At 56.0% G+C, this 13,759-nt stretch carries 10 protein-coding genes; 1 reads left to right on the top strand and 9 read right to left on the bottom strand.

All coding sequences use genetic code 11. From position 1 onward, the window contains the following. Positions 1-56 precede the first annotated feature (56 nt). On the bottom strand, positions 57-329 hold the full coding sequence (locus PKC81_RS10685) for a hypothetical protein (RefSeq protein WP_324335902.1): 273 nt from the start codon (positions 327-329) through the stop codon (positions 57-59). Between the two features lie 96 nt (positions 330-425). Here PKC81_RS10685 and argJ point away from each other — a divergent pair, with 96 nt between their 5' ends. Further along, positions 426-1,649 carry a bifunctional glutamate N-acetyltransferase/amino-acid acetyltransferase ArgJ gene (argJ, locus tag PKC81_RS10680; RefSeq protein WP_324335900.1) on the top strand — a complete coding sequence of 408 codons (1,224 nt, stop codon included), beginning with the start codon at positions 426-428 and terminating at the stop codon, positions 1,647-1,649. On the opposite strand, the gene trxA is transcribed toward argJ, so the two are convergent. The 8 genes from trxA to PKC81_RS10640 form a co-directional block, all read right to left on the bottom strand. Beyond that, positions 1,646-1,966 carry a thioredoxin gene (gene trxA / locus PKC81_RS10675; protein ID WP_298603369.1) on the bottom strand — a complete coding sequence of 107 codons (321 nt, stop codon included), beginning with the start codon at positions 1,964-1,966 and terminating at the stop codon, positions 1,646-1,648. The genes argJ and trxA overlap by 4 nt on opposite strands. 86 nt (positions 1,967-2,052) lie before the next feature. After that, positions 2,053-5,490, bottom strand: coding sequence for a double-strand break repair helicase AddA (gene addA / locus PKC81_RS10670; RefSeq protein WP_324335897.1), 3,438 nt, complete (start codon positions 5,488-5,490; stop codon positions 2,053-2,055). Further along, positions 5,480-8,473, bottom strand: coding sequence for a double-strand break repair protein AddB (addB, locus tag PKC81_RS10665; RefSeq protein WP_324335895.1), 2,994 nt, complete (start codon positions 8,471-8,473; stop codon positions 5,480-5,482). Before addB ends, addA begins: the two co-directional genes overlap by 11 nt. Then, positions 8,466-9,161, bottom strand: a complete 696-nt coding sequence (locus tag PKC81_RS10660) for a nucleotidyltransferase family protein (RefSeq protein ID WP_324335936.1) — start codon at positions 9,159-9,161, stop codon at positions 8,466-8,468. The genes addB and PKC81_RS10660 overlap by 8 nt, the downstream gene beginning before the upstream one ends. A 29-nt stretch (positions 9,162-9,190) precedes the next feature. Next, entirely contained in the window at positions 9,191-10,177 is a 987-nt protein-coding gene (locus PKC81_RS10655) for a phosphotransferase (protein ID WP_324335893.1), read from the bottom strand. Further along, on the bottom strand, positions 10,174-10,596 hold the full coding sequence (gene tsaE / locus PKC81_RS10650) for a tRNA (adenosine(37)-N6)-threonylcarbamoyltransferase complex ATPase subunit type 1 TsaE (protein WP_324335891.1): 423 nt from the start codon (positions 10,594-10,596) through the stop codon (positions 10,174-10,176). The genes PKC81_RS10655 and tsaE overlap by 4 nt, the downstream gene beginning before the upstream one ends. Further along, a complete protein-coding gene (locus tag PKC81_RS10645) occupies positions 10,593-12,959 on the bottom strand; it encodes a PAS-domain containing protein (RefSeq protein WP_324335889.1) in 2,367 nt (788 codons plus the stop codon). The genes tsaE and PKC81_RS10645 overlap by 4 nt, the downstream gene beginning before the upstream one ends. Before the next feature lie 114 nt (positions 12,960-13,073). Further along, positions 13,074-13,759 (bottom strand): adenosylhomocysteinase (locus PKC81_RS10640; RefSeq protein ID WP_324335887.1); only part of this gene is annotated, 686 nt, incomplete at its 5' end.

Genomic DNA, 13,759 nt, shown 5'->3' with positions numbered 1-13,759 from the left:
CCTGACTGCTGCAGGCGTGAAATATGGGAAGAGCGCGAACAAATCGCGCTGCGCGCCTAAGTCCGGGCGCGGTCTGCCCTTGAAACAGGGGTGCTTGCAACAATTGTCGATGCCTGAATAGGGTGAGGCTTGGTTTCGCCCGACAGTTTATAGGCTTCGTATTCTACCCTTATGGCCGCACCCGAATTGGCGACAGCCGCGATAGCAACTGCTTCAGCCAATTCGATTTGCGATGCGGCGCTGGTCGGCGACGCTGCTTCAACCGGACGTGCGGCCTGTGCGGCAGAAAAGCCGGTCAGCAACGCAAGAAAAGTAAGCAGCAAATGCATTAAAGGCATATTCCCTGTGTGCGGTGCATATAGGGTTGACTTGGACCGGCGTCCATCCCCATTGCGCCACCACATTTCTAGTAGCAAAGTCTTTATATGTCGTCACCTTCGCCACTACTGATCCCCTTCCCCGAAATGCCCGAGATTGCGGGCGTGACGAAGCGTGTGGCCAAGGCGCGCTACAAAGAATGGGATCGCTGCGACCTGACCTATATCGAACTGGATGCGGGCACATCGGTTGCCGGGGTTACAACACGCAATATCTGCTGCTCTTCTGAAGTCGAACTGTGCCGCGACAATGTAAAGGGCGGCCGCGCGCGGGCGCTGGTTGTCAACGCCGGTAACAGCAATGCCTTTACCGGCTATCGCGGACGTGAAGCAGTCGAAGCAATTACCCGTCAAGTTGCAGCACATATTGGTTGCGCAGAAAGTGAGATATTCGTCTCGTCCACGGGGGTGATTGGCGTCCCCCTGCCCAAGGACAAGGCTGAGGCGGGCCTCCGCTCTGCATTCGATGCACCCATTTGCAGCTGGCAGGATGTGGCGGATACGATCGGCACAACTGACACGTTCGCAAAGGGCGCGAAAGCAGCCGCAATTGTCGATGGCAAGCGCGTTGAAATAGTCGGAGTCATCAAAGGCAGCGGCATGATCGCGCCTGATATGGCAACGATGCTGGGCTATATTTTCACGGATGCGGCAGTTGAGCCCGCCTTTCTGCAGCAATTGTTAAGCGAAGCCAATGGCTCGACCTTCAATTGCATCACTGTCGACAGCGATACCTCAACAAGTGATACTGTCTTGGTTTTCGCGACGGGCAAGGCAGAAAATCGTCCGCTTGCCAATTATGGCGATAAGCGAGCATATGCCTTTGCATCAGCCTTGCATGACGTTTGCCGCCAACTCGCCCATCTGGTCGTGCGCGACGGGGAAGGCGCGCAGAAATTTATCGAGATCAACGTTAGCGGAGCAGTATCGGACGAAAGCGCCCGCCAAATCGGCCTCGCCATCGCCAACTCGCCGCTCGTCAAAACCGCTATTGCGGGCGAGGACGCCAATTGGGGTAGGGTCGTCATGGCGGTAGGCAAGGCAGGGGAGCACGCAGACCGGGACAAGCTGTCAATCAGCTTTGGCGCAACGCAGGTCGCGCGCAACGGCTTACCTGTGGACGGCTATGATGAAAGCCCGGTTTCTGCACATCTTAAAGGTCAGGAAATCCAGATTGGCGTCAACATAGGCTTGGGGTCAGGCAATGCGACCGTTTGGACGTGCGACCTGACCCATGGCTATATCAGCATCAACGCGGATTACCGCAGTTAGAGGGCTGCTTCGAGCCAGCCTTTGATAGCCGCTTTGGGCGCAGCGCCAACTTTTGTATCAACGACCTGGCCATCCTTGAACAAGATCATCGTAGGAATGCCGCGTACACCGAATTTGCTCGGTGTATCCGGGTGATCGTCAATGTTGAGTTTGGCGATCGTAACCTGCTCACCCAGTTCCTCGCTGATTTCTTCAAGGCTCGGGCCGATCATCTTGCATGGGCCACACCATTCGGCCCAGAAATCAACTAAGACGGGCTTTGATGAACCTAGAACTTCGGTGGCAAAATCATTGTCGCCAACTGCTTTGGTAGCCATTGGAATATCTCCTTCTTTGACTGTGAATGTATTGCCACGGCTTGCGAGTTGCAAGCGTACGACTCCGATAGATTTGCTTGGGGGCCTCAAACCGGCTTATGCGGCGCAAGGTCTGCTTCTTTCAATTCAATGGCAGCGGGTGCATAAGTGTACAACAGCGCTGCAGTAACCTTTTTCTCCGGAAAGATGCGCTCAATCGCGGCAGCATAATGCGCCATCTGCCTGAGTTCGGAGAGATTGACCTCTGCCGCATTTTTGGGAACGCGACGGGATGTTTTGAAGTCAACAATTCTGACCTGCTCGTCTTCGACCAGTAGTCGGTCGATCCTCCCGGTGATGACGGTTTCGCCAACGACCGCGGCGATAGGCACTTCCGCGCGGGCCTTTTCCGAAAAGAGCGCTTTCCAGCGGGAATCGTCTAACAACGCCTGCACTTGACCAATGATCGCCTTATGATCATGGTGTCCTTCGCGATCACGTACGGCCAACCAACGAGCGGCATCCTGTTCAAAGCGGTTCAAACGAGCAGCATCCACACGTTCGATCAGCCCATGCACCAGTTTTCCACGCTCTGCGGCATGGCGCAGAATTGCTTCGGACGGCCTATCCCCGACATCGCTATCGTCAAGCTGTGACGGGGCCAACGGACGTGGCGGACGCGCTTCAGGGGCTGCAGGTTGTATCAACCATTCGGGCAGCGGAGGTGAGGCAATGTTCGCCTCCGCTATCGCAACTTGAGTTCCCTTCCTCGCGACTTGCTCCTGCCCGCCAGTCATGACGCGCAGGGTTCGTCCCGTGATGTCGCTGATCTGTGCACAACCGAGAGAGTCCATCGCCGACTCAATTGCTGCGTACCAACTCTCGGGCTTTGGTTCTTTCTGCTGTCTGCCAAGGCTCCCCGCCATGATCAGCCGTTCTTCAGCGCGAGTCAGTGCGACGTAGAGCAAGCGGTAATGTTCGTTGAGTTCGCTGATCTCGCGCGCATCCTCAACTTCTGCCAGCCTGCCGAACCGCACGTCTTTATTGACTTTCAGGATGGGCAGCAGTCCTACATTGTCTACGTCAATGACCGACCCGGGATCCCTGCTCCCGCGCGAACCGGGGTCGACGGTGACATCCGCCAGTATCACCACCGGTGCCTGCAACCCTTTGGCCCCGTGCACCGTCATAATCTGCACTTCGTTACTGCCGGTCAGCCGCTCGCGTTTGATTTCGCTCGAATTGCGTTCGAACCAGTCGAGGAATTGCTGCAAAGTGCCGCCCTTGCTGTGTTCAAATTCGATCGCGAGGTTCAGAAACTCCTCAATCGGCACCAGCACCTCTTGGCCCAGACGCGCGGCAAGTTTCTTCCGCCCTTGTGTCTGCCCTGAAAGGATCTGTTCGAGAAACTGGTAGGGTGTGGTGAAATCCGCACTTGCGAGCATATCGTGCAAAGGTCGCAGGTCAGCCGACAGGAATTCTTTACGCCGGATATGCTGCCACAATGACATTTTCTCTCGCCGATAGCCAAATTCCAGCAATTGCTCCTGCGTCCATCCGATCAAGGGAGAGACCAGAAGGCAGGCCAAGCTGAGATCATCTTGTGGCTGCAGTGCAAAGCGGATTGCGGACACCAAGTCCTGCACCGCCAATTGCTCGTCGATACGCATGCGGTCGATTCCCGCAACCGGCACCCCCAATGCATGCAATCGCGCGACGAGTAGCGATGACAACTCGGTACGCTTACGAAACAGCACCATGATGTCACCGGGCTTTAGAGGCTTATTGGTGCTCGCAAGCACAGGGCTCTCATCGACCAGTGCTTTTATTTTAATCGCAAGTTGCGCCGCCAGTTCACGCTTTTCAGGGCCGAGCCACTTTTCCTCATCCGCTTCGGCTTCGCCATTTTCGGCAACTGAAGCGGCAGTAACCGGCTCCAGCAGTTCGACCGATCCGATATCGGGCTTTCCGCTGACATGATTCTCGATCGCTTCGGTCAATCCAAAACGTTCATGACCCAGCCTACTGATTAGCGCATTCACCAGTTTCAGGATCGGCTTTGTCGATCGGAAGGACTGCGAGAGCGTCAATTCATGCAGCTTGCCGTTCTGTTCGGCAAGCCTCTCCGCATAACGCTCGCCGGCCTCACGATAGCGCGCGGGATCGGTGCCTTGAAATCCGTAAATTGCCTGCTTGAAGTCCCCAACTGCAAAGATGGTACGCGACTTTTCACCTTTTGCACCGAGCCCCGCGAAGAAATCGTCTGTCAGCGCGTCGATGATCGTCCACTGCTTCCGGTTGGTATCCTGCGCCTCGTCCACCAAGATGTGGTCGATCCGGCGGTCGAGCTTATAGCGCACCCAATCGGTCATGCCGCTGGTCGTGAGCAAGGCGGCTGCCTTGGAAATCAGATCGTCAAAGTCGACAAGGCCACGCGTATGTTTTAGCTTTTCATAGCGCAAGGCGAACGCCTTCCCGGCTAACAATGCGTCTGCGAGCTTGTCTGCATAATTGGCAACCGCTCGGCTCTCGACGATATGGCGGCTCCATTTGTAGAGCGACATTGCGAGGTCGATGTAGCTCTCGTCGTCTGGCGTAAAACCCTTCGACGCAACAAGCGGCTCGCCATCCGCTTTGCTCCAACAGGCATGGATCATGTCAAAGTGTTGCGCGCGTTCTATCGGCGAAAATTCCAGCCATTGCGTAATTGCCGCAGCTCTTTTGGCGCCTCGGCTGTCCGCTTTACCCTTCGCCCATACCAGATTCAGTTCTTTCACCGCGACAATAGCCTGTCGGTCGAGAACTTCGTCGGAACAAAAAGTAGCGATCAGATCTTCAACCGCGCCATCGAAATTCAAACCAAGCTCGCGCCGCACAAATGGCAGCATGCCTGTGCCTTCCGGCAATTGCCGCATGGTCTCGATCGCTGCAGCGCATCGTTGCAGGAAGCCCCAGGCATTGTCCTCGCCGTGCTCAAGTCCAAGACGATGCAGACTTTGCGCGATATGCATGTCACCCGTGGATTCCGCTTCCCGCACAATCTGGGTGAGTACTTCTCGTTGCAGTTCCATCTTGGTGCGATCGTCCAGCGGTTCAAAACCGGGAATGATGCCAGCCTCTTCCGGGAAGCTCGCCAATAGCGACTGGCAAAAGGCATGAATGGTCATCATCTGCAAACCGCCGCCAGGCGCATCGAGGATTTCCGCAAATAATTTACGCGCCTGAGGCAGTTTGTCCTTCGCAAAATCGGCACCGATGGCGCGTAGTTCGGCAGCCAGAAGCCCATCCTTCATCTGCACCCAGCCCGCCAGCTTGCGGTTAATACGCTCAGCCATTTCGGCGGCGGCTGCCTTTGTGAAGGTAAGGCATAGTATTTCTTCGGGCTTCGCGCCTGCAAGCAACAGCCGGATCACCCTAGCCGAAAGCACCTGCGTCTTTCCCGAACCTGCCGACGCGCTCAGCCAGACATTGGCATCAGGAACCACTGCGGCCTGCTGCGCGTCTGTAAGGTTATGAACCTTTTGGTCGTCTGTCTCAGTCGACATCTGTTGCCTCATTCCAGCTTGCTCGCCCGATCCATTCATCGAGGCGCATCAACTGGTCATAGTCTTGATATACAGCATAGTCGGGTTTGAGCTTGGCGGTGAAAGGCACATCACTCAAAATATGCTCAGCTATTGCCTCGCTAGCCTTGCCGTCGGCAAAGCTGACAAAAGTTTCCGCATCGGGCTCACCATCCTTCGGCTTTTTGGAAAAAGGCGGCTCACAATAGCCAAAATCGCCGCTTTTGCTTTTAGCCAGCGAACAATATTCATAGCCGCCAACCTCGCCGGTCACTTCCTTGACGCCGCCGGTTTCAACCAACAGGCCTGCCAGTCCGAGCTGCAATGCATAGCCTGCATTGACCTTGCCTTTGGCAGGCGGGCCGCCTGTTTTGTAGTCGATAACCACCAGCTTTCCGTCTGCCTGCCGGTCGATACGATCGATACGACCATGGATGCGAATGCCGGAGATTTCACCCTCAGCCCTGACTTCGAACGCAGCAATTTCTCGCCCGTTCTTTGCGTGTGCCTCGATTTCTGAAGCCACCCAACGCAACCCGGCCATGATCCGAGGCTGCCACAACAGGCGCAGGGCGGGCGTGACCGATTTATCGGACAGCACATTCTCGGCATAGCGAACCAAACCATCGGGTTCGTGTTTGCCGGTCTTGGTCCAATCTTCGATGATTTTATGGACCAATGTGCCCTTCCACGCCGGATCGGGATCGGCGTCGACGGGCTTCAGTGCTTCAAGTTTCAATATGTTGCGGGCATAAAAGGCGTAGGGATCCGCCTTGAGCATGTCCATCTGGGTAATGGAGATCGCCACCTTGCGCTGCACGGGCGATGGCATCGGAGCGGGGCGCGGATAACATACGGTCTGCCTATCCGCCTGATCCAGTTGCCTTGCCAACATCAGGGCATTGGTTTCCACCTGCAACCGCTCCCCCATCAGAGCCTGTAATCGAAGCAAGAAACGTGACGCAATGGTCGGACCTGACCGGTCGCGGCGAGCGCGTGTCAGAACCACTTCCGGCGCTCCCAATGCGCTGGCGAGATCATGTGCAGAAAGGCCGATATTGCGATCAAGCCCGGGCATACCTAGCCTGCGTCGAAGATGTGGCGCGAGCCAGGGATCGGGTTGCGGCAGTTGCGGCCAGCTGCCTTCGTTTAAACCTGCACAAATGACCAAGTCTGCAGACTGCAAGCGCGCCTCTAGCAAGCCGTAAATCGCAACGCGAGGATGTCTCCCAAATGCGGGACGGATGCTGAATTCGGACAATAATGCTTTCAAAATGTCGGGATAAGCTCCGACATCGCTATCGGAAAGCACATCCAGCTTTTGTGCCGAAAGCTGCTCGACAAATTCGGACAGACTGCGCCCGGCAGCACCTTTCCAGACAGCGCCGCCGGTCAGCTCGTCTGCCAAAGCGACTGTGGCGGCAAGGTGCCCCGAAAGATTGCGCCGACTGGTCGCGATTTGCGGCAATAGCTGCTTTTCCAAGCTGTTCCACCATAGGAGCAAATTCGGATCAACGCGTTTTTCGGCAATTTTTTCTTCAATTGTCCGTGCAATTGCACCAGTGCCTGTGAGCATTTGCGGCCCGCGCAAAACCAAGTCGAGCGCACGCACATGTTCCAGCCATTCCAGTCGTCCCTCTCCACTGCGCACCAAAGGATGCTTCAAAGCCGAAAGCAGTGGCACAGGCGCAAATTCGCTGGCAAGCATGTGTGACAGCGTCAGAAACAGCACACCCGCCGGTTGCTCCGCCAGCGGCTCGCCTGCGCTGTCATCTGCCTCGATATTCCAGCGCCGCAGTTGCGCAGCAACACGCGAAGCGATTTCGCGATCTGGGGTCACCAGGGCAATGCGCTTGCCGGGCGTTTCGATTGCCTGCCGGATCATGATCGCAATGGTACGCGCCTCTTCCGCGCCATCTTCTGCTTCGACCAAATGCACATGATCCAGCGTACGCCGCTTGATTGATAGCTCCTGCCATTCGACGGTTTTGTCAGCGATGCAGAAAATATCCTGCACCGCTTGCGATAGATGCACACCGCGCGGGGTGGATGCAGAACTACCCGCAAATAGCTTCACTTCATCTCGCCGCACCCCCATTCGGTGCAGCAGCAATTTCAGATGATATTGCGGGTGCGTTTCCTGATGGCGGAGCGTTTTGGAACTGTCAGTCTTATCCGAATGCGGTTCGAAACTGCCAAGCGCATCCCAGTCAGCATCGGGCATCGTTAAATCGACATGCGGAAGGAGGACCAATCCTTGCGAAAGCTTTGCGATTCGAGACAAAAGTTTTGCGATTGCAGGAGCTGCGGTCGTGATGCCTGCTGCGATCACCGGCGTGGACGGTGAATGCAATTTCACCCGCTCGGACAATCGATACAGCAAGGCATTCCGCCGCGCCGCTGGTGCCATCAATGCCTGCTCGTCGAGCCATTCTGCACTGTCGCGACACAGAAGCTTCAGGCTGTCATAGGCCTTTGACCAATGGCCAGCCAGATCTGCGCTGTCATGATCCAGATCGATGTCGCGGATCGACTTTTCCTCGACCTCAAATTCGTTCAACGTCTGAACAAGTTGTTTGGCAAGGTGCAGTGCCTCTGCAGCGCTAGCCTCTTTGCGGCGCAGCCGGATAAGGCCAACCAGATGCATGAGCCGTTGGATGTCTGCGACTGCAGGCAACGGGGCCTCACCATCATGCGAAAGCGGATCGAGCAATGGCCCCAGTTTTTCGTCAAGCGCCAGATCCCCGATGGCTACCATATGCGGCAGCACCAGTCCTTTCTCGGCCGATCGGACAAATGCGGCGGTCAGTGCCGTAACAGCACGATTATTTGGCAAGAACAGCGTTGCATCGGCAAGCCCAAGCCGGTCATCACGATACTGCTCGACCAGCCAATCCGAAAGCGCGCCCGAAAGGTCAGTTCCAACAGGAACCGTCCGCACCTTGGCGCGAACAGCTTCAGTCATGAACCGCCAGCGCAGCTTCGGTGGGTGCGATAGCTTGCGGGGATCCTATGTCGAACCAGTCGCCTTGATGTACCAAACCATATAGCCGACCATCCGCAATCGCGCGATCCCAGAAATAGTTGGTTGAAAACGGACCTTCCGGTGCTTCGCGCAGCAAGCGGTGGCTAATCAACTGATTGCCGGTGTAAATCAACGGCGCACTGTCATGATAACCGCGCCGGATCAGCCGACCTTCGTCATCAAGGAAAAAGTCACCCTTTCCGCTATGCTGGAAAGCCCGCTCGCGCGGGACGATGAGCAAAAGACCATCCATCCGGTCTCCGTCCCATGCTTCTGCTAGACAGGATAGGGCATCGCTTTCGCCTTCATCGGTCCAAATCGCATCGCTGTTGAGACAGTAAAAAGGTTCGGCATCAATCAGATGTTCCGCCTTCACCAACCCGCCACCGGTTTCCATCAGCAAATCGCGCTCATCCGAAATGGCAACCTTCAAGTCCTGGGCATGCTCTGCCAGATGGGCTTCTATCTGTTCAGGCAGATAGTGCACATTGACAATGATGTTCCCGATTGCCGCCAACCGAGCCTTGTCCAGCACATGATCGAGCAAGCTTCTTCCCGCGACCTCGACAAGCGGCTTTGGCATGTTTTCGGTCAGCGGCCGCATGCGCGTTCCTAGCCCAGCGGCCATAATCATCGCAGTATCGACTTTCACCATGTTCAAGCTGCCAGATCCAGAGGGGACTTTGCGCGGATCTCTTGCGGGATGTTCTGATCGAACCAATTGCGAAGCTCGGTCAGTCCCGGATGAGCGAGATCGCGTTCAAGCAACGCCCACATGCGCGGCAGGAAGCCGAGATACCGTTCTTTCCCGTCACGTTTCCACAGCCGCGTAAAAATGCCGATTATCTTGGTGTTCCGCTGTGCGCCCAGCAGGGCGTAATGCAGATTGAAATCTGCATCCGGATTTGCGTGGTCACGATAATAGGCCAACATATCGGCCTCCAGTTCGGGCGACACATCGCGCCGGGCGTCTTGCAACAACGACACCAGATCATAGGCAGGATGGCCGGCCAGCGCGTCCTGAAAATCGATTAAACCTTGCGTATGATCGGACAGGAGCATGATGTTTTCCGCATGATAGTCGCGCAGCACAGTTACCTGCTGCCACTTTTCAGCAAATAACGGGGCCAATGCCCTACTCCAAAAAGCGTCAAACTCGGTTTTGTCGACGGCAAGTCCCATTGCGGGCATGTACCAATCAGCCAACAATGCAGTTTCGCGCAAATAGGCAGCGGCATCATAGGGCGCGACGTCAGCAACAGGCGCCTTTTCCAGATCTACCAACGTGTCGATCGCCTGCCTGTAAATAGCAGCCTCATCTTCAGGACGGGCATCAAGATGTTCGCGCATCCGCTCGTCGCCGAAATCTTCGATCAGTATCATTCCGCGTGTCAGATCCTCACCATAAATGGCAGGTGCCCGAAATCCATGGTCGAGAAGATATTTGGCTACATGCAGGAAAGGCTTGGGATCTTCATGTGGAGGTGGAGCATCCATCAGCATCGCTGTCTGGCCGCCACTTTTACGGACGCGAAAATAGCGACGAAATGACGCGTCGCCTGCCAGCGGCTCAACCTTGGCAGACGACCATCCGACCGCATTCAGGAACTCATCAAGCCCTTCGGGCAACCGAACTTCGCTCAACTTCGTTTCCTCTTTTCTTTTATTTCAATTGTTCGTGAACCGTCCGGATTTGGCAAAATTTCAATCGCCAAATCGGAACTCCGCAATACCGAACCACCTTTGCTGGGCCATTCGACCAGTACAACTCCATCGTCATGGTCAAACAACCCCAACTCTTCCAGTTCTTGTGGATCATTTAACCGATAGAGGTCGGCATGAACAACGGGCAGGCGCATGCCGGGTTCATCATATTCGTGGATAATTGCAAAAGTGGGGCTGGAAACATCGCCGTCAAAACCCAGACCGGCAATGATAGACTTTGCCAGCACGGTTTTGCCGGCACCGAGTGGACCCGTTAATGTTACAAGGTCGCCTGCCCTTAGCTGTTGAGCCAGATCGCCGCCGAAACGCCGCATGGCCTCTTCATCACGAATAATCATTCAACTGGAACCGTTCTGGGCAAGCGCAAAGCAACCGTGGTCCCTGCCCCAGGTTGCGACTCCAGTTCAAATTGACCACCATGAAGTTCGATCAGTTTGCGTGCCAAGGGAAGTCCAAGACCGCCGTTTATTTCCTGCCCTACGGCTGCTTTCTGGCTGCGTAAAACCGGATCGAGCGCCATGGCTTGGGCCTGCGCGTCCATCCCCGGCCCATTGTCTGATACGACCAGTGTAACGCCGTTACGATCCCCCGATGCGTGGATCAAAACACGCAGGCCTTCGCCCCCATGCGTCAAGGCGTTGTCAACAATGGCATCCATCGCCTGCTTTAACCGAACCACATCGCCTTGGATGGTTCCTGCGTTAGGTTTGACATCAAGCACCAGCACGGCCTTGGCCTTGGCAGCAGCCTCGCCCGCAGAGGCTTCAACAGCATTTACAAGCTGCGCGATATCGACCGGTTTGCGCGCGACCGGCAAGGCGCCCGCCTCGCTTTGGGTGAAATCCAGAACAGCATTGATCTGCTGTCCAAGTCGCTCCGCCGATTTGGAAATTGCATCAACATAGTCTCTCGCTTGCGGAGGAAGTTCGCCGCCTATGCCCTGCTGCAGCAATTCGGCATAGCCGCTGATCGAGGTCAAGGGTGTGCGGAATTCATAGCTCATGTTCGACAGGAATTTGCCCTTGATCGCATCCGCTTCGGAAAGCGCCGCATTGCGTTCGCGCAGCGCTTGTTCAATCTGCAGGCTGTCCGTGACATCCAGCATGGCAAGCAATGCGTTGCCATCGGGTAACGGGACGGTCGAAAGCTGGAATATACGGCTATCGGCAAAGGCGATCCGGCTCTTGCGCGGCTGTCTTGTGCTTATCGTCATCTGCAACAGTTCGCGTAGTATCGAGACATGCGAAGGTTTTTGCAGGCTAGGCCCTAAACGCGGGAGCAGTTCATCAAAACGGGGATGTTGTGCAAGCAGTTCCTCTTCAACGCCCCAAATTTCTTCAAACCTGCTATTCCAGATGCTGAGGCGTGTATCAGCAGAAAAGACCGAAACAGCCTCGAACAGATTGTTGAACGTAGCCGTACGGACCCGCAGCAATGTATCGCGCGCGCTTGCCAGCTGCGCCTGTTCCGTTCGATCCTCAAAAATCAGCAGCAACCCATTGTCTGCCGTGGGTTGGCCCACAAGACGCAAATGGGTGCCATCGGGGAGCAGCCAATTCTCTTCGACCGGTGCGGCAACATGGAACCAGTTTTCCCGTTCCGCCCGCCATTCGGGGAAGTCGCGGACGTCGGGCATTTTGCCGCTTTCGCGCATACGTTCCAGCACACGAGCGAATTCAGGCGATTCCGCCAGCCATTCCTCGCGCATACCGAACTGTCGCTGGAATGGCAGGTTCCAGAAAGTCAGCGAACGATCCGCGGCAAACTGGGCAACTGCCGCCGACATTTTGTCGAGCATGTTGCGTTGTGCCTCTGCCTGACGACGGGCATCTGCGCGAGCATTGATCAATTCCTGCATGTCGATGGCAATGCCTCCGACACCCACATCCCCCATCGGGATGTCATACACTTTGATCTGGCGACGCTCACCCCCAATGGTCGCAGAAACCAGACGTTCGACAGGTTTGCCGACATCCTGCGCCTTGGCCGCTGCACTAATCGCGCTGACGCCATCGACAGGCTCAACAAGCTCTATTTCTTCGGCGACAACGACATCGCCGCTTTCACCGTCCACCGCATCGACATAAGCGGCATTTACAAAACTGAGGCGGTAGTCCGGTCCCCTGTGCCACATCGGCAGGGGTGAAGCTTCGATCAGCCCGGCCAGTGCCTGGAACGCATTGCGCGCCATCATCGCATCGCCCTCAAGCCGTTCCAGTTCCCGAACCGTTTCGGTAAGGTCGAATAGCCAGACCAGCGAAGCGCCATTGGGGTAAATTTGCGAGTCTGCCAGTACGACCTTTGCCATGAAGCGCCTGTCCGAACCCGCAATGCGCAATTTTTGCGAAAGCGCTTTGCCCGTACGCTGCGCTTCGCGGATCAACTCGGCCAGACCGTGCCAGTCTTCCTGGGCGTCACCTTGAGCGAACTCCCCCACCAGTTCGGATATTGTCGGGATGGACCGATCAAGTCCGAGTAGGCGGAAAAATCGGTCGGAAGCCTCCAGTTTTCCATCAGCGCGGACAATTGCAGGGAAGGCCGGGGCTGTCTCCAGAAGCCGGCTGAGACGTGCCGTCTGGCGCAGCGAGGCACGTGCCCTGCGCTGCATCGTCAGACCTTTCCAGATGGCAACAGACGCACCAACTATCCAGGCTGCGAGCAGCAGTCCAATCAAAGCTGTAGTCAGGCTTTCGCCCTGCATCGGGGTTCCCGTCCGAAAGAAAATAGTGTCGCTGCGGTGCAACGAATGCGGGCGAGACGCAACAAAAAAGGCCCGCACGTGGCGGGCCTTTGTCGTTATCGACGGATAAACCGATCAATAACGATAATGTTCCGGTTTGAATGGCCCTTCGGTTGAAACGCCAATGTAATTTGCCTGTTTCGGAGAAAGCTTTGTCAGTTTGACGCCAAGCTTTTCCAGATGCAGCGCCGCTACTTTCTCGTCGAGATGCTTGGGCAACACATAGACTTCGTTTTTATATTCCGAAGTCTTGGTGAACAGTTCGATTTGCGCCAGCGTCTGGTTGGTGAAGGACGAGGACATGACAAAGCTCGGGTGGCCTGTGGCGCAACCGAGATTCACCAGGCGACCCTTGGCGAGAATGATGATCTGCTTGCCATCGGGAAATTCAACCAGATCGGTTCCGGGTTTCACTTCGGTCCATTTGTAATTGTCGAGTGCCGAAATCTGGATTTCGCTGTCAAAGTGGCCGATGTTGCAGACGATGCTCATCGGCTTCATCGCCTTCATATGCTCGGCAGTGATGACGTCCTCGTTACCGGTCGCGGTGACGAAGATATCGCAACGCTGCACAGCTTCTTCCATCGTGACGACTTCATAGCCTTCCATCGCCGCTTGCAGAGCGCAGATCGGATCGATTTCGGTCACCATGACGCGGGCGCCGCCCTGACGCAGCGAAGCGGCGGAACCCTTGCCGACATCGCCGAAACCGGCGACGCAGGCAACCTTGCCGGCCAGCATCACGTCGGTAGCGCGGCGGA

Source organism: Sphingorhabdus sp. (assembly GCF_035329025.1).
Taxonomy (GTDB): domain Bacteria; phylum Pseudomonadota; class Alphaproteobacteria; order Sphingomonadales; family Sphingomonadaceae; genus Sphingorhabdus_B.
Note: the sequence above shows the minus strand (reverse complement) of the source record. Positions and strands in the feature narration are given on the sequence as shown.

What these genes read in the sequence shown, in the direction of transcription:
- PKC81_RS10685 (WP_324335902.1), bottom strand. Translation starts at nt 329, where the DNA reads ATGCATTTGCTGCTTACTTTTCTTGCGTTGCTGACCGGCTTTTCTGCC.
- argJ (WP_324335900.1), top strand. Translation starts at nt 426, where the DNA reads ATGTCGTCACCTTCGCCACTACTGATCCCCTTCCCCGAAATGCCCGAG.
- trxA (WP_298603369.1), bottom strand. Translation starts at nt 1,966, where the DNA reads ATGGCTACCAAAGCAGTTGGCGACAATGATTTTGCCACCGAAGTTCTA.
- addA (WP_324335897.1), bottom strand. Translation starts at nt 5,490, where the DNA reads ATGTCGACTGAGACAGACGACCAAAAGGTTCATAACCTTACAGACGCG.
- addB (WP_324335895.1), bottom strand. Translation starts at nt 8,473, where the DNA reads ATGACTGAAGCTGTTCGCGCCAAGGTGCGGACGGTTCCTGTTGGAACT.
- PKC81_RS10660 (WP_324335936.1), bottom strand. Translation starts at nt 9,161, where the DNA reads ATGGCCGCTGGGCTAGGAACGCGCATGCGGCCGCTGACCGAAAACATG.
- tsaE (WP_324335891.1), bottom strand. Translation starts at nt 10,596, where the DNA reads ATGATTATTCGTGATGAAGAGGCCATGCGGCGTTTCGGCGGCGATCTG.
- PKC81_RS10645 (WP_324335889.1), bottom strand. Translation starts at nt 12,959, where the DNA reads ATGCAGGGCGAAAGCCTGACTACAGCTTTGATTGGACTGCTGCTCGCA.